This is a genomic window from Sinomonas sp. P47F7, from assembly GCF_049332655.1.
In the GTDB taxonomy this organism is placed as follows: Bacteria; Actinomycetota; Actinomycetes; order Actinomycetales; family Micrococcaceae; genus Sinomonas.
On sequence record NZ_CP186327.1, the window covers coordinates 60,606 to 76,740 of the forward strand.

The window sequence follows — 16,135 nt, forward strand, 5'->3', positions numbered from 1 at the left end:
CGCGGTAGGTGGGCCAGGCCGCCGTCGCGTGGGGCAGACCCGGGGGGCTTACCCCTCTGGCTCGCCCGTCCGTGCGTACTGGTTCCAGAATGCGTCAAGGGTCCCGGCAAGGTCGACGTCGGGATTGACCGCCCATTCGGCCTGGAGCCCGTCGGAGAGCGCGAGGAGCATCCGGGCGATCACCTGGGCGTCGACGGTCGGGTCAAATCGCCCGGCCTTCTGACGCTTCTCGATGTCTCGCGAGATCCTCCCGTGAACTACCAGATCACGCTCACGGAAATAGTCGTGGCACGGGTGGTCCGGGTCCGTGGCGGCCGACTGAAGGCTCACGTAGAGCTGAACGATGCCGGGCACCTCCATATTGTGGTGCGCGAGCTGGATGATGAGCGGAAGCTCGGTGACGTCAGCGGGGCTGAACTTCTGCCGGTCCACCTCGTCGCGCTTGCGCAGCACCTCCGCGAGGAGATTCTCCTTCGTGTCGAAGTGGTGAAGCAGCCCGGCCTGCGTCATGCCGACCTCCTCGGCGATGTCGCGCAGGGAGGTCGCGCTGTACCCCTTGCGCCCCAGAACTTCGAGGGCGGTCTGGAGGATGAGCTCCCGCGCGGCGAGGCCCTTCGCGTACGGGCCCCGTCGCCGGGAACGGGCTGGCTCAGCGCCCACGGTCATGCCAGGTCCAATCCGAACCCACATTCGTAGAGCGCATCCTCGGTGTCGCCCGGCACATCCGGGCGGGAGGCGACGACGGCGGCTTCCGAGCGCGGGAGCTGGAAGGGCAGCCTGCCCTCGGGGGCGATGGTCCCCGTGAGCGCGTCGAGGACCGCGCCGTCGGAGGCCCCGTACACGGCGGCGACGGCGGCGCAATGGGGTTCGAGGGGCGTCAGCGCGGCCGGGCGGTCGAGATGCGGGACGAGGATCACGGGAACGCTCTCGGCGAGACGGCGCACCTTCTCGACTGTCGTGGCGTCGAACTCGAGGCTACCCGCGTGGAAAGCGGACTCGAGCATGTAGTGGTCGCGGAACTCGAAGGGAGCCGAGACCCGGACGATAGCCATCTCGGCATCATAGACCGCGGCGACCGGTTCGAGTCCCGCGGCGGCGACCGCGACCGGGTCCAGCTCCTCGGAGTACACGCGCGCGCCCGGGCGGAGGGGCAGCAGCGGTGAGCGTTCGACGGCGGCGACGGCACCGCCGTCGTTCGTCGCGCCAGCGCCTGCGCTGGCCTTGGGGGCATGGCCGCGCGCGGTGACGGGCTCGTTTTTGAGGACGGGCTCGTTTTTGAGGACCGGCTCGTTTTTGAGGACTGTCACGGAACGCGCCTGGGCTCGGTGCCCCGCTTCCACATATTCGGGACGTCCCGCGCGAACCTCGGCGGCCTCCTCGTCGACGTAGGGATTGTCGAAGAGGCCGAGCTCGAACTTGACCTTGAGCAGGCGGCGCGCTGAGGCGTCGATGCGCTCCTCCGAGACCTGTCCACCGCGCACCAGGTCGACGACGACCTCGGGGCATTCCTCGCCGCCGAACTGGTCGCAGCCAGCCTCGATGACCTTGAGCACGCGCTCCTCGACCGACAGATGTTCGACGCCCCAGGCCCGCGGCGGGAGCTGCTTGCCGTGGAGGCGCGATTCGGTCACGAGGCTCCAGTCGGTGCACACCACACCGTCGTAGCCGAGCTTCTCGCGCAGGAGGCCCGTGACGATCTGGCGGTTGTAGCCGAAACCGACCTCCTCGATCGGCTCGCCGTCGATCACGAGCCCCACGGGCATTCCGTAGTACGGCATGATCGCCGAGACGCCGCGGGCGATGATCCGCCGGAACGGCTCGAGGTGGTAGTCGAACATTCCGCCCGGGTAGACCTGCTCGCGCCCGTAGGGGAAGTGGGGGTCCTCTCCGTCGCGCTGTGGCCCCCCGCCGGGGAAGTGCTTGGCCATGCAGGCCACGCTCTCGGGGCCCACGTGATCGCCCTCGAAGCCGTCGAGATACGCCGAGGCGAGGCGTGCCACGAGATCGGCGTCCTGGCCGAACGTGCTGTATTGGCGGGCCCAGCGAGGCTCGGTCGCGAGGTCGATCGTCGGGTGCATGGCTCCCCGTATGCCGATAGCGGTATATTCCGCGCGGGCGATCGAGGCGAACTCCCGCACGAGCTGCTCGTCTCGCACGGCCGCGAGGCCCAGGGGCTCGGGCCACGCCGAGAAGTACTCGGCCGTGAAGGACGCCCCCCAGTTCTCCACGAAGGAGTGCCGCGGATCCGTGGAGAGGGTCACGGGAATGCCATGCGGGCTCGAGGCGAGCGCCAGGCGCTGCAGTTCGTTGACCCACCGCGCGGCGAGCCGCGGCTCGGGCACGAAATGGAAGTTCAGGTGGTTGACGAGCTTCGTCTCGACCACTTCGCGGAGCCCCGCCCGCCCGGCGCGCGGAACCTCGTCCCCGAGCCGCCCGCTCTCCGCGACGCTGACCATCGTGTTGAACATGAGGCCGGCCTTCTCCTCGAGCGAGAGCTGGCCGAGGAGGTCCTCGACGCGCTCAGTCACCGGCAGCCGCGGGTCTTCGTAGGGCTCCATGGTCCCGTTGCCGTTGAGGTCCCGGAACACCACGCCCTCGGGGCTGCGGAGGAACTCCTCCGCCACGCCGGCGCTCAGGTTGACGCTCATGCCACGTGCTCGGAGGTAGCGGCCACGAGGCCGCGGCGGGCCTCCCGGCGCTCGCGCTGAAGCTTCGGATCGGGCACAGGTGCGGACATGAAGAGCCTTTGCGTGTAGGGGTGGTGCGGTTGCGACGTGACCTGGGCGGCCCGCCCGTGTTCGACGATCCGGCCCCGGTACAGGACGATCACGTTGTGGCTGATGTGGCGGATCACGCTGAGGTCATGCGAGACGAAGAGGTAGCTCACTCCCGTGGCCTCCTGGATTTCCACGAGCAGATCGAGCACCCGGGCCTGGGTCGTGAGGTCGAGGGCCGAGACCGGCTCGTCGCACACGATGAGGCGCGGCTCGATGGCGATGGCCCGCGCGATGGCGATGCGCTGCCGCTGTCCTCCCGAGAACTCTCGGGGGAGGCGGCCGCCGGCGTCGGAGGGCAGGTGGACCCTGTCCAGGAGCCCGCGCACGCGGGCCAGAGCCTCGCGCCGCGACCAGCCCTGGATCGCGAGGGGCTCGGCGAGGATCTCCTCGACGGTCATCGACGGGTTGAGCGAGGTGTACGGGTCCTGGAAGACCACCTGGAGGTCGCGGCTCAGCGTCCGGCGGGCCGTGCGACCCGCGTGCGTGATGTCCTCGCCGTCGAACCGGATCCGGCCCGCGGTCGGCTTGACCAGGCCAAGGATGGCCCTGCCGATCGTGGTCTTGCCGGAGCCGGATTCGCCGACGAGGCCGAGGGTCTCGCCTGGCCGGATCGCGAAGGAGATGTCCTCGAGGGCGCGGAACCCGGCCCGGCGGCCGCGTCCCGGGTACGTGACGGCGAGGCCGTCGACCTCGAGCAGGGGCTGTTCGTGCGGCATGCTCACTCCTTGTGCGCGGCGGCAGGAACTGCGTTCGCCGCCAGCGGGTCGGCGTCGTCGAAGGGGTAGGGGCGCACAGGGCCGTCGTCGAGCATCGATTCGAGGAGCCGCCGGGTGTACTGGTCCGAGGGCCGCGTGAGGATCGTCTCGACGCTGTCCGTCTCGACGATCCGCCCCGCCTGCATGACGGCGACCCGGTCGCAGATGTCGGCCACGACCCCGAAGTTGTGGGTGACCATGATGACGGCCATGCCCCGCTCGCGCTGGAGGTCGCGAAGGAGGTCGAGCACCTCGGCCTGCACGGTGACATCGAGCGCCGTCGTCGGTTCGTCCGCGATGAGCAGGCGCGGGTTGCAGGACACCGCGCCGGCGATGAGCACGCGCTGGGCCATGCCGCCCGAGATCTCGTGCGGGTAGGAGCGGAACACCTTCTCCGGATCGGGAATGCCCACGCGCGCGAGCAGGGCGAGCGCGCGATCGGTCGCCTCGCGCTTCGAGAGCCCGAGCCGCTTCCGCAGGGGAACCGTGAGCTGGTAGCCGATCCGGAAGGTCGGGTCGAGGTTGCTCATCGGTTCCTGCGGGATGTACGCGATGTCGGTCCCGCGGAGGGCACGGCGCCCCGCGTCGCCGAGCGCGGCGAGCTCGCGGCAGTCGAACACCATCGAGCCGCCCGACACGCGGCCGCCCTCCGGGAGGAGCCCCAGGATCGAGAACGCCGTCTGAGTCTTGCCCGACCCGGATTCGCCGACGAGCCCGAGGACTTCGCCCTCCTCGACGTGCAGTGTGACCCCGTGGACCACCTCCTTGGCGGCCGGGCCGTGGCCGTAGGCGACCGCCAGCCCCGACACGCGCAGGAGGGCGCCGTCGTGCGCGGGGGCGGGCTCCGCCGTCGTCCGCTCCTGCGCAGCAGCCGCGGGAGCCGCGGCAGTCTCGGGAAGCGCAGCAGTCCTGGACCGCCGCGGCGCGCGGCCGTGGCTCCCGCGCTCCTCGAGCGCGTCGCGGAGCGCATTCGCGAACAGCACGAGCGCCATGCACACGATCCCGACCGCGAGGCTCGGCCACAGGATGAGGATCGGATTGAGGGCTATCTTGCGGAAGCCGTCGTTGATCATGCTGCCCCACGAGGGAACGCTGCTGTCGCTCACGCCGAGGAATTCGAGCCCGGCCTGGATCGCGATGCCGATCCCGAGCAGGCGGGCCGTCTGGATGATGACGGGGGCGCGGACCACCGTGAGGATGTGGCGGCCCAGGATGCGCGCGTCGCCGAGCCCGGAGACGCGGGCCGCGTCGACGTACAGCTCGTTGCGCACCGACTGCACGGCCCCGCGCACCACGCGGAAGAAGCCGGGGAACAGGAGGACGCCGAACACCGCCATGGCGATCCACACCGAGGGGCCGACGACGGCGCGCACCGCGAGGAGCACAACGATGCCCGGGAGGGCCATCGTGAGGTTGTTGACCCACGCGGAGACGCTGTCGAACCAGCCGCCGTAGTAGCCAGCGATGAGCCCGCACGTGACGCCGATGACGAGGGCGATCGCGACGGCGAGGGCCGCGCCGAGCAGGTTGATCCGGCTGCCCCAGAGCAGGCGGCTCAGGACGTCGCGCCCCGAGCTGTCGGATCCGAGCAGGTGATGCGGGCCCGGGCCGGCCATTGCGTCGCGCAGACTCACGGCGTTGGGATCTGGCAGGCCCAGGAGCGGCACGAGGACGGCCGCGAGGATCACGATCGCGAGAAGCGCCGCGGACGCGGCCCCGAGCGGATTGCGGAGGAAGCGCCGCACGACCCCGGCCCGGGGAACCACCGGGTCGACCTCGACGGGGGCTTCGGTGGCGAGGGTCATGAGAGGCGCACCTTCGGGTTGAGCCACGCGACGGCGAGGTCGACGATGAGGTTGACGGCGACGATGATGAGGACGACGGCGAGCAGGACTCCCAGGATGAGCGGCAGGTCCGTCCGGCTCGTCGACTCGACGGCGAGCGAGCCGAGGCCCGGGAGGGCGAAGACCGACTCGATCACCACGGCCCCGCCGAGGATGCCCACGACATGCACCGCGAGCGTGGTCAGGCCGTTGACGGACGCGTTGCGCAGGACCGTGGTGAGGATGATGCGCCGCTCCGAGAGGCCCCGGCTCCGCACCGTGCGGACGTAGTCGTGGCGCAGGACGTCGAGCGCCGAGCTCCGGACCTGTTGGGCCACGCCCGCGACGCCACCGATCGTGAGGGCGATGACGGGCAGCGCGAGGGTCCTCGCCCAGTCGCCCGGCGACTTCGTGAACGCGACGTACCCCGTGGCCGGGAACAGCTTGAGCTGGATGGCCAGGACGGTGACGAGGAACAGGGCCACGATGAACGCCGGGAGGGCGTCGCCAAGGGTCGCGAGGACCTGCAGTGTGCGGTCGATCCAGCCCCGCTTGACGGCCGCGAGCAGCCCCACCGCGAACGCGAGGACGCCCGTGAGCAGGGTGACGATGACCACGAGGCTCAGCGTCACGGGGAGGCGGACCTCGAGGATCTTCCAGACCGGCTGGCTCGCGAAGTACGAGTTGCCGAAGTTCCCCGTGAGCGCGTTGCCGAGCCACGTGAAGTACTGGACGATGAGCGGCTGGTCGAGTCCCAGCTCATGGTTCTTGAGCGCGACCTGGGCCTCGCTCGCGTTCTCGCCGAGGACGTTGCGGGCGATGTCCCCGGCCGCCGGGTAGAGCATGACGTAGGCGATGAACGACACCGCCACGAGGAGCACGGCGGCGGACGCAAGTCGCCTGAGGAGGAAGACGGTCATGGGTGGTTCCTCGGGAGGGTGGGCGGGATCAAGAAGCAGTCGGCTTGTAGTTGTAGATGGACGGCACGGCCTGCTGGGACTGCGGCTGCACGTCCACGGACTTGCCGTAGTAGAAGTTGCTCTCGTTCCGGTACAGGGGGCTGAACCAGTAGTTGTCCACGATGTACTTGTTGATCTGCTTGTCCGCGTCGGCGCGCGTCGCGTCGTCGCCGGTCTGGGCTTTCGCGAGGAGGGCGTCGAGCTCGGGGCGCGCCGCCTTGAACGGATTCCATGGCCCGCTCGGGGCGATCTCGAACGCGACGTGGCGCCAGTCGGTGTACTGGCTCAGGGACATGTAGGAGATCGCGAAGTCGCCGCGCTGCATCGACGGGATGGGCTGGCCGGGCCCCCATTGGTGCCGCGTGACCGTGACGCCGACGTCCTTCCAGTTCTGCTCGATCGCGTCGTAGATGGCCGGATCGAAGACCTGTGTGACGGGCAGCGTGACGGCGAGACTCTGGGCCCCGGCGTCCTTCAGGAGCTGCCTGGCCTTGTCGGGGTTGTACTGGTACGCATTGTCGAGCGACGCGTCGTAGCCCTTGGTGCCCGGCCGGAACGTCTGGCTCGTCAGAGTGCCCTTGCCGAGGTACACCTTCTGGAGGAGGGTCTGGCGGTCGATCGCGAGCGTGAGGGCCTGCCGGACGCGTACGTCGGCGAGCTGCGGCATCTTCTTGCCGTCGCGGTCGAAGAAGAAGATCCCCTCCCAGTTCACCTCGAACGGCTTGTGCTGGAGCCCGGCGGCGTCGGCGTCGGCCGCGCTCGAGGCACGGGCGAGGATGGCGGCGTCGATCTGGCCGGACTTGAGCGCGTTGAGGCGAGCGGTCTCGTCCGTGAGGATCTGGAACACCACCTTGTCGTACGGGAGCTTGTCGCCCCAGTAGTTCGGGTTGCGCACCATCGTGATCTTCGAGCCCGCGACCGTGTTGGCCGCGTCGAGCGTGTACGGGCCGGAGCCGACGGGCTGCGTCTTGATCCCCGCGGACGTGATCGCCTTGGGGCTGCCCATGTAGCCGAGGGCGTTCGACAGGGCGTACGGCAGATCGGGATCGGGCGTGGACAACCGCAGCACCACGGTGGTCGCGTCGGGCGCCTCGACGCTCTGGATCGCCTTCGCCGTGCTGGCGAGGGGGCCGTTCGCGGCCTTGAAGTGTTCGACGTTGGCCTTCACGGCGGCCGAGTCGAATGCCGCGCCGTCGGTGAACGAGACGCCCGTGCGGAGCTTGAGCGTGTAGGTCTTGTTCCCGTCGCTCGCCGCCCACGAGGTCGCGAGCATGGGCGCGAGGCTGCCGTCCGGCTGCATCTTGAGGAGCGTGTCGTAGACCGACTGGTACACCGGAGCCAGGTGGCCCTCGTTGGCCTGCGCGGGGTCGTAGCTCGTGGGCTCCTGCAGCGAGCCGATGGTCAGGAGCGGCGCCGTCGCCGGCCCGTTCTGGCCCGTGGTCGACGATTCGGTCGAGCTGCTGCAGGCGGCGAGGGCCCACACCGAGAGGGCGGCGGGCACGGTGGCCGCGAGGAGGCGGCGGCGGGTGATCATCATGGCTCTTCCTAGAACTCCGTCGTGGTAGGACCGGCACCGCGGACCGCCTGTGCCATGGGTCACATGCTAAACAGCGTTCAGGATTTAAAGCAATACGTCGTTAAGTTTTCGATGCCGGACAAGCCTAGGAATCGCTTCGAGACATGCATGAACATGGAATCTTCGGCCCGACAAAAGCTAAATGTTACTCAGGGTTTACGCCGGACCCCGGGGGCCCCTTACGCGTGCGGCGTCGCCCCGCGGTCGCGGTCGATCGACCACGGGGCAACGCCGTCCTCACCTCGTCCCGAACACCGCCTTCATCTCAGGCCACGATTTCTCCGCGGCGAACACCGGAATCCGGCCGAGGGGTGCCTCCGTGGCCACGTCCTGCTTGCCCTGGTGGACTTGCCCAGTCCAGACGTCGACCCATTCGCCTTCGGGCAGGTAGGTCGTCCAGACCGTCGCGCCTTCTTCGGTCACGGGCGAGACCAGGAGGTCTTCGCCGAGCATCCACTGGAGGGGCCGCTCCCACACGCCGGGGTCCGCGGGGTGGTCGAAGAAGAGCGGCTTCATGAGGGCCGTCCCCTGACGGATGCACTCCCTCGCCTGACGCGTGAGATACGGGATCAGCCGCTCTCGCAGGTGAGCGAGTTCGCGGAACGCCGGGATCACGCGTTCATCCGCGGTTCGCTCCTGAATGTTCCAAGGGGTCCGGTCGCGCAAGGGCTTCCGGTGGTGGTTGAACTCCGAGTGGTACTGCATGATCGGCACGAACGCCGCGGCTTCAGCCGAGCGCAGGTAGAGCTCAGACGTGGGGATGTCCCCGGAGAAGCCCGCGAAGTCCCATCCCCAGTAGAGGATCCCGCTTGAGGCGGCCGAGAGGCCTGCGTAGAGAGACCATTTGAAGGCATCCCAGGTCGAGTTCTCGTCTCCGGCCCAGAACGCGCCATGTGCCTGGGACCCAGTGAATCCGGCCCGGCTGAACGTCACAGGAGCCTTGCCCGCGGACTCGAGCAGGTCGCCGTAGGCCTTCGCGTAGGCGACGGGGAAGACATTGTTGGCCTCGTCGCCCCGCTGGCCGTTGAGGTACTCCACGTCCCGGCCCCACGCGTGCTCGCCGCCGTCGGTCTTGAATCCGTCGATTCCTACCTCTTCCACAAGGTAGCGCCGCTTCTCGGTCCACCAACGGGCGGCCTCCTCGTCGCTCAGGTCGGGCATGAGCGCGAGAGGGAACCACCAGCCGCGGTTTCGGTAAGGGCGGAGGGCGTTGTCTGGGCCATGCTCGAGAATGACTCGTCCTTCGCGGACCGCCGCATCCGCGTCGAAGCGGGCCTGAGCGGTCGGGTGGGGGCGCATCTTGAGGAGCGGGATCTGCCACAGGACCACCTTGACGTCGCGAGAGCGGAGCTCGTCGACCATCGCCTTCGGATCGGGCCAGGCGCCGTCCGCGGGGAACGTGAAATCGGCCAGGCGGTGGGGCGACCCGTCTTCGGTCGGAGCGTACTGGGCGTCGCGGAACGCCGTGAAGGTGGACTCATCGCTCCACGCCTCGACGACGACCACGCCCACCGGGATGTCCGAGTCACGGTGCAGGTCCATTTGCCGCATGACTTCGGCCTGCGTGTTCCATTCGTTGCCGCTGGCCCAGAGTTTGAAGACCCACTCGGGGAGCTCCTTCGGCCGCCCGACCTCTTCGAGGAACTGGTCGAGGACTTTGGCGGGTGGCCCGTCGAAGAACCTCACGGTCAGCAGAACCGATTCCGGATCCTTGGCTTCGTCGACTTCGGCTTCGATGATGAGCCGGTCTGGAGCGCTCGCGCCGATATCAAACCATGTCCGGCGCCCGGTCTCGACATGGAAGCCCCATCCCGCGCCCCCGACGACGTGCGCGAAAGGCATAGGCATGTAGGTGCGGCGGTGCTGACCTTGGCTCTTGTACTGCTCGAAGACGATCGCGTCGAGCTTGGTGCCCGTGTGGTCGAGTGCGTCGTAGCGCTCGCCGAACCCCGTGACGCGCTCGATCTGGGCAAGCGGAAGGGCGAAGCGAACACGGATGGGTGAGCCGCCGGCGCGGAGGACCTCGACGCTCCCAGGCAGAACGCGGTCATGGCCTTCGATCCGCAGCGCGCCCGGTGCCGGGGACCAATCGGCCGGTTGGAAGGTGAACCACCGGGTGGTCTGGGTTCCGCCGGCTTCCGACCGTCCCGTAAACCGGTAGCGGTATTCGGTTCCAGCGCGCAGGCCGCTCACGGTCGTCTGCCATCCGCTCGCGGCTCGGGCCAAGCGCGCCTGAGCCCCGGCGAGGTGACCGCCGTCGATGATCTGGCCGCGCGAGGCGGTCGCCACCCTCTCCATACGGGTCCGGGACGCTGCGACCTCCCCGTCGCTGCCGGTCTGTTCGAGTTCGCAGAACACCTCGGCGATGTCCGGCGACGTGCGGACACCAAGGCGGACCTCCTGGCCTGCCAAAGGATGGATGGGGCTGCGCTGGTCCGTGTCGTCCGTGTACGGATGCCCTGAACCGTAGGGTCGGTGGCGGATCATTCGGCGTCCTCACTGTGGGAAGGAGTGGTCAGTTGGCGTACGAGGCGGAGTTCTGCTGCAAGTCGGAGGAACATGGCGTGGCTCCACAGCAGCGGGTCCGCCGGTTTGCCCCACCGCTCAACCCACGGGGCGAAGTGTTCCGGCGCGAGGAGCCGCCAGTCGACCTGTTCGGGCAGGCTCCCGTCTGCTCCCGCGGTAGTGGCGGCCCAGTCGAGGATCTCGCGGGCGCGTCCGTGGTGACCCGCTGAAGCGTGGGCTAGGCCGAGGAAGCAGCTCAGGAGAGGCCACTGGCCGCCGCCGTAATACGTGTCGGCGGCGTAGCGGTAGACGCCGTTGCCGTCCGTGATGCGGTTCTCGATCTCGCGGACGGTCGCCACCGCGACAGTGCTCCCTGCTTCAATAACCGACATCGGGGCGATCAGCGCGAGGAGGCTCGCGTCGACTTCCTCGCTTCCGATCCACTTGGTCAGGTGCCCGGCGTGAACGCCTTCAGATCCGATGAGGCCCATGATCTCTTCCACGGACTGTCGGGCCGTGGAGACCAGTTCCTCAGGAAGAACGTCCGCGGTCGCGATCGAGGAGAGGCCTGCCGCGATGCTTCCGAGAGTCGAGACGTGGGTGTGCTCGGCGAATTCTTCCCACCAGTCGAAGCACGGCCGCCGCCACGAGCTGCACAGATACTCAACGATCAATCCGATCGCGCGACTCCACCGCGTGAGATCGGTCTGGTAGCGCCGTCGGTGCTCGCCGAGGGCCCACAGCCACATTCCATAGCCGTCGAGCTGGAAATCCCACCACTCCTCGCTGCCTTCCTCCTCGGCGAAGGTGTATCGAGTGGGAAGCATGTCAGCATCGGGAGCCGGAGTGCCGGCCAGGGCCAGCGCGACGATGTCACGGATCTGCCCTTCTCGGGCCTCGATGATGCGAGCGCACCAGTCGAAGAACGCCTCGGCCGATTCCGGGTGGCCAACCGCGGACATGGCGTCGGCGATGAAGGAGCCATCTCGGAACCAGCAGTACCCGGCATAGGCGGAGAAGGTGGGGGAGGCCGGGTACGCGCCGGTACCCGCCTGGTGGTCGAGGATCATCTTGATGCTTGACTCGACAAGATCCTCGACGGCGGTCAGGGAGGCCGGCGTCGGATCGGAAGCGGAGCGTGCAGGTTCGGCAGTCATGTGGTTCTTTCGCAGGGTGGGCGGGCCTCCAGACATCTGGCGGCCCGCCCAGCTGGCGGAGCGGGGAGGCTGAGCCTTCTACTTCAGAAGGGCGTTCACCTGATCGGCTGCAGCCTTGAGGGCGTCCGCCGCGTTGGACCGCTTGGCGGCGATCTCACCGAGAGCGTTGGTGATGATGTCGGTCATCTTCTGCTGGTTCTCGCCGATGGACGGTGGCAGGACCACGTTGTTGAGCGCGTCGAAGACGGCCTGGCGGTTCGCGGGCTTGCCCTGGGTCAGATACGGCTTGAGCACCGACTCGTCGGACGTCGGGGGAAGTTCCCACCCCGCGCTGATGCGCGTTTGGGCCATCACCTGGGAGCTCGAGAGGTACGCGGCCCACTTCTGCGCGGCGTCCTTGTTCTTGGAAGCCGCGGACACAGCGACGGCGTTCGAGAACATGGCGCTGTCCTTCTGGCTGTCGCCCGGTTCGACAGCGATGTCCCAGTCCTTCGGGGAGTCGGCGAGGCTGCTGGCCACCCAGATGCCCGTGTGGAGCATAGCGAGCTTGCCGTCTTTGAACAGCTTCGTGTCGAAGTCAGGGGTGCCCGCGCCCTGTGCCGGGGTGGGCATCGTGGTTCCGCTCTTGTTCGCGAGCCAATTCGCGGCCTTGATCCCGGCCGGGGAGTTGAACGCGACAGACTTGCCGTCGTCGCTCAGGAACTTGCCGCCCGCCTGCGCGATCGCCTTGTAGAACTCGTAGAACGAGATGTTCTGGAAGTCTCCGAAGACCCCGGTGGCCGGGTTCGTGAGCTTCTGCGCGGCCGCGGTCTCGTCGGCCCACGTCCAGTTCGCGTTCGGGTAGGAAAGGTGGGCCGCGTCGAAGAGCGCCTTGTTGTAGTACAGGACCACATCAGAGAACGAGGTCGGGAGGGCATACTGCTTGCCGTCCGACTGGTAGGACTTCAGGAGCGACTGGCGGTACTTGGAGGCGTCCACTCCGTCGATCGGCGCGATCGTCCCGTTGGCAACGTAGGACTTCAGGTTCGCGTACTCGACGTCGAAGGTATCGGCCTGAGTGCCGGCCGCGAGGTCGGTCTGGAGGGTCGTGCCGTACGCGTTGTAGGGGAGCGTCGTCACCTGGACGGTGATGTTCGGGTTCTCCTTCTCGAACGCCTGGACGATCGTGTCGAGGTTCTTTTCATTTCCGCCGTTGGAGATGAAGTTCGTGTACTTGATGGTGACCTTTTCCCCGGAAGCCGTTCCTTGGCCGCCGGTGCCGCATCCAGCCAGGGCGAGTGCGGCGGTGACGGCAAGGCACAGCGAGGCCAGTGCTTTCTTTTTCATGGTGTCTCCGTTGATTTCTTGGTGGGGGTGGAGGGGTTGTGCGAAGTCTGTGAGCGCAGGGCTGTCACTTGAGCCCGGTGCCGGCGACGCCTTGGACGATGTACTTCTGCGCGAAGATGTAGAGGGCGAGCATCGGCAGGATGCTCACCACGGAGCCGGCCATGACGATGTCCCATTGGGTCGTGTACTGGCCTTGCAGGGCTGCAAGGGCCACGGGCAGCGTCTTGAGCGCGGGCGTCCGCAGGATGATGAGGGGCCACAGGAAGCTGTTCCAGCTGTTCAGGAACGTGAAGACGGCCAGCGTCGCCAGAGCAGGGCGGATGAGGGGCAGAATGATCTGCACGAAGATCCGGAAGTGGCCAGCGCCGTCGAGCGTGGCGGCCTGGTCGAGGTCGGTGGGGATCGAGTTCATCGCCTGGCGGAGCAGGAAGACTCCGAAGGCGCTCGCGATGCCTGGGAGGAAGACGCCGAGGTAGGTGTCGATGAGGCCGAGGCTCTTCATCTCCACGAACAGGGGCACCACGAGCACCTGCATCGGAATCATCATCGTGGCGAGGTAGATCGAGAAGACCGCGCCCCGACCCTTGAACGGCATCCTCGAGAACACGTAGGCCGCAAGCGAGGCAGTGGTGAGCTGTGCCGCCGTCGTCCCGACCGCCAACAGGAGGCTGTTGAGAATCACGCGGGCGAACGGCAGGCGGTCGAAGAGCGCCTGATAGGCGGAGAATGAGGGATTCTCGGGGATGAGCGAGGGCGTCGCCGAGAGCCCGGATCCTGGGCTGATCGAGGTTACAAACGCCCACACGAACGGGAAGATCACGGCGACGGCGCCGGCGACGAGGACGGCCCACAGCGCTGCGGGAGCTATCCGCCTACGCATAGTTCACCCACCGCTTCTGGAGTCGGATCTGGACGAGAGTGATGACGAGGATGACTGCGAACAGCAGCCACGAGAGGGCCGAGGCCATTCCCGCTTGGCCGAATCTGAACGTCAGGTCATAGATCTGCTGGACGACGACCTGGGAGGAGTTGTTCGGCCCTCCACCGGTCATGGCATACACCTGGTCGAACACTTGGAATCCGTTGATCAGCGACAGCACGACGACGAAGAAGCTCGATGGGGAGAGCATGGGCAGGGTGACGCTGAACAGCCGTCGCCACGGGCCGGCGCCGTCCACGCGGGCGGCCTCGTAGAGCTCTTGAGGAATCGCCTGCAGGCCAGCCAAGAGGATGACCATGATGAATCCGAGGTCCTTCCACACGGAGGCCAGGATGATCGATGGCATGGACCATGCGGGGTCCGTCCACCAGCCGGGGCCAGCGATGCCGATCAGGTGCAGAAGCCAGTTCACGAGGCCGGTATCGGGATTCAGGAGCCAGCGCCACACGAGTGCCACGACAATCCAGCTCGTCACCACGGGCAGGAAATAGACCCCGCGGAGGACGGCGCGTCCCGGGATTCGGGCGTTCAGAGCCAGGGCCGCGGCGAGCCCGGCCGCGTAGGCAAGCGGAAGGTAGCCGACGATGTAGTAGAGGGTGTGCAGGAAGGCGTTCGTGGTTGCCGGATCCGCGAGAAGCGCCTGGTAGTTGTCGAATCCGACCCATTTCATGGCGCCGATGAGGTTCCAGCGCGTGAGGCTGATCCACAGCGCGGCGAACATGGGTCCGATGGTGAAGGCCAGCAGAGGGATGGCGCTGGGGAGAAGGAAGGCCGCGACGGTGGCGAAATAGCGCAGGCGCCGCGCTCGCCCTCCGCGGGTCCGCGACGGGGTGCCCGAGGCGCTTTGCCCTGCGGGGCGGTCTCGACGGGTCAGGATCGACGTCATGACGCAGACTCCTTGACCGACGTTCCGGTCATCATCCGTGCCCGGACGCGTCGGCCCTGCTCGCCGAGCGTCCCGACCACGTCGAACGGCGTTGAAGCGACCAGCGCGGCGGCGCCGCGCGCCCATGCTTCGTCCTCCCAGCCTTCTACGATGACGGGAGTGCCCCGGCGGTCTGCGGTCACCCCCGCGCGGAGGGCCTGTTCGAACGGGATGCTCCAGTGGCTCCACGCCTTGGTGCCTTCGCCGCTGACGATCACGACTTCCGGATCGACGAACTGAATCAGGCCCGCGACAACCTCGCCCAGCCTGTTCGCAGCAAGCGCGTAGATGGCACGCGCCTCCGCGTTTCCGGAGTCGGCGGCCTGCTGGAGCTGCGCCATAGTGCCTCCGGCGGCCGTGACTCCGGCTTGGCGGGCCTTGGTGAGAAGTGCCTTCTCGCCGGCCACAGCCTCGATGCATCCGCGCTTTCCGCACGTGCACAGGGGCCCTCCGGGGACAGCTGTGATGTGACCGATTTCTCCGGCACCGCCGCGGCTGCCGCGGACTACTTCTCCGCCGACTACGAGGCCCGAGCCCACGCCCTCGCCGATCGTCACCACGAGGAAGGTCTCGTGGTCCCGCCCCGCGCCGTAGAGCTTCTCCGCCACAGCAAGGGCATTGACGTTGTTCTCCACGAGCACGGGCACATCGAGCTCCCGTGCTATCAGGCTGCCGAGCGGAGCCTGGCGCCAGCCGAGCATGCCCGACTCCACAATCCCGTTCCCGGTCGCGTCCACGGACCCTGGAACGCCCACCCCAATGCCGAGGATCGGTTCGTCGCCGCCATCCTCGATGAACGACCTCACGAGACCGACGAGATCGCTGAGGAAGGTCACCGAAGCCGCATTGAACGCGAGCGTCGCCGCCCGGACCACGGATCCGTCGAGTTCCGTCTCGACAAGCGCCACGTGGTCGTGCGCGACCTTGAGGCCGACGCTCCTCAGCGCGGTCGAGGCGAGTCCCAAGAGTCGGCCGGGGCGGCCGCCGCTCGACGTGGAGGCTTCGAGCTCGTGGACGAGCCCCTCGGCCATGAGCTGCTTGACCGTCTGCGATACGAGCGCCGGGGAGAGGCCCAGGGCGCGCGCCAAGTCGGCGCGCGAAGCTCCTCCCGTGGTTCCCAGATGCGCCAGCATTGCCGCTCTGGTCACGTCGGCGCCGCCGCCTGATCGATTCATGATTCTCCCTTTGTTCAGGACTAAATAAAGTCTAGAACTATGGCGTAGATCACGTCAATGCCCAGCCGGCAAACGCCGTACCTGGAGGAGATCGAGCCACACCTGGAGGAGATCGAGCCGCCCTTGGAGGAGATCGAGCCACACCTGGGGGAGATCGAGAAGGCGCCGCGGGTCGTAGCCCCGTCACGGCGCGCATCGTCGAGGGCGCCGTCGGGAT

12 protein-coding genes are annotated in these 16,135 nt (G+C 67.8%); all 12 read right to left on the reverse strand.

Features of this window, described 5'->3' with window-relative positions; genetic code table 11:
• Positions 1 to 48 precede the first annotated feature (48 nt).
• A complete protein-coding gene (locus ACOKR1_RS00305; protein WP_422934810.1) occupies positions 49 to 666 on the reverse strand; it encodes a TetR/AcrR family transcriptional regulator in 618 nt (205 codons plus the stop codon).
• Complete coding sequence (locus tag ACOKR1_RS00310) at positions 663 to 2,648, reverse strand: glycoside hydrolase family 3 N-terminal domain-containing protein (protein ID WP_422934811.1); 1,986 nt, start codon at positions 2,646 to 2,648, stop codon at positions 663 to 665. The genes ACOKR1_RS00305 and ACOKR1_RS00310 overlap by 4 nt, the downstream gene beginning before the upstream one ends.
• Positions 2,645 to 3,493, reverse strand: a complete 849-nt coding sequence (locus ACOKR1_RS00315) for an ATP-binding cassette domain-containing protein (protein WP_422934812.1) — start codon at positions 3,491 to 3,493, stop codon at positions 2,645 to 2,647. Before ACOKR1_RS00315 ends, ACOKR1_RS00310 begins: the two co-directional genes overlap by 4 nt.
• A gap of 2 nt (positions 3,494 to 3,495) precedes the next feature.
• Entirely contained in the window at positions 3,496 to 5,337 is a 1,842-nt protein-coding gene (locus tag ACOKR1_RS00320; RefSeq protein WP_422934813.1) for a dipeptide/oligopeptide/nickel ABC transporter permease/ATP-binding protein, read from the reverse strand.
• Complete coding sequence (locus ACOKR1_RS00325) at positions 5,334 to 6,275, reverse strand: ABC transporter permease (RefSeq protein ID WP_422934814.1); 942 nt, start codon at positions 6,273 to 6,275, stop codon at positions 5,334 to 5,336. Before ACOKR1_RS00325 ends, ACOKR1_RS00320 begins: the two co-directional genes overlap by 4 nt.
• Positions 6,276 to 6,303: 28 nt before the next feature.
• A complete protein-coding gene (locus tag ACOKR1_RS00330; RefSeq protein WP_422934815.1) occupies positions 6,304 to 7,851 on the reverse strand; it encodes an ABC transporter substrate-binding protein in 1,548 nt (515 codons plus the stop codon).
• A gap of 276 nt (positions 7,852 to 8,127) precedes the next feature.
• Entirely contained in the window at positions 8,128 to 10,377 is a 2,250-nt protein-coding gene (locus tag ACOKR1_RS00335; RefSeq protein WP_422934816.1) for a TIM-barrel domain-containing protein, read from the reverse strand.
• Complete coding sequence (locus ACOKR1_RS00340; protein WP_422934817.1) at positions 10,374 to 11,552, reverse strand: glycoside hydrolase family 15 protein; 1,179 nt, start codon at positions 11,550 to 11,552, stop codon at positions 10,374 to 10,376. The genes ACOKR1_RS00335 and ACOKR1_RS00340 overlap by 4 nt, the downstream gene beginning before the upstream one ends.
• Before the next feature lie 78 nt (positions 11,553 to 11,630).
• Positions 11,631 to 12,878 (reverse strand): ABC transporter substrate-binding protein, encoded by a 1,248-nt coding sequence (locus ACOKR1_RS00345; RefSeq protein ID WP_422934818.1) that lies wholly within the window; start codon positions 12,876 to 12,878, stop codon positions 11,631 to 11,633.
• A 64-nt stretch (positions 12,879 to 12,942) separates the two neighbouring features.
• A complete protein-coding gene (locus ACOKR1_RS00350; RefSeq protein WP_422934819.1) occupies positions 12,943 to 13,758 on the reverse strand; it encodes a carbohydrate ABC transporter permease in 816 nt (271 codons plus the stop codon).
• Positions 13,751 to 14,704 (reverse strand): carbohydrate ABC transporter permease, encoded by a 954-nt coding sequence (locus tag ACOKR1_RS00355; protein ID WP_422934820.1) that lies wholly within the window; start codon positions 14,702 to 14,704, stop codon positions 13,751 to 13,753. The genes ACOKR1_RS00350 and ACOKR1_RS00355 overlap by 8 nt, the downstream gene beginning before the upstream one ends.
• Positions 14,701 to 15,918: an ROK family protein gene (locus ACOKR1_RS00360; protein WP_422934821.1), complete on the reverse strand. Its 1,218-nt coding sequence runs from the start codon at positions 15,916 to 15,918 to the stop codon at positions 14,701 to 14,703. The genes ACOKR1_RS00355 and ACOKR1_RS00360 overlap by 4 nt, the downstream gene beginning before the upstream one ends.
• Positions 15,919 to 16,135: the final 217 nt, after the last annotated feature.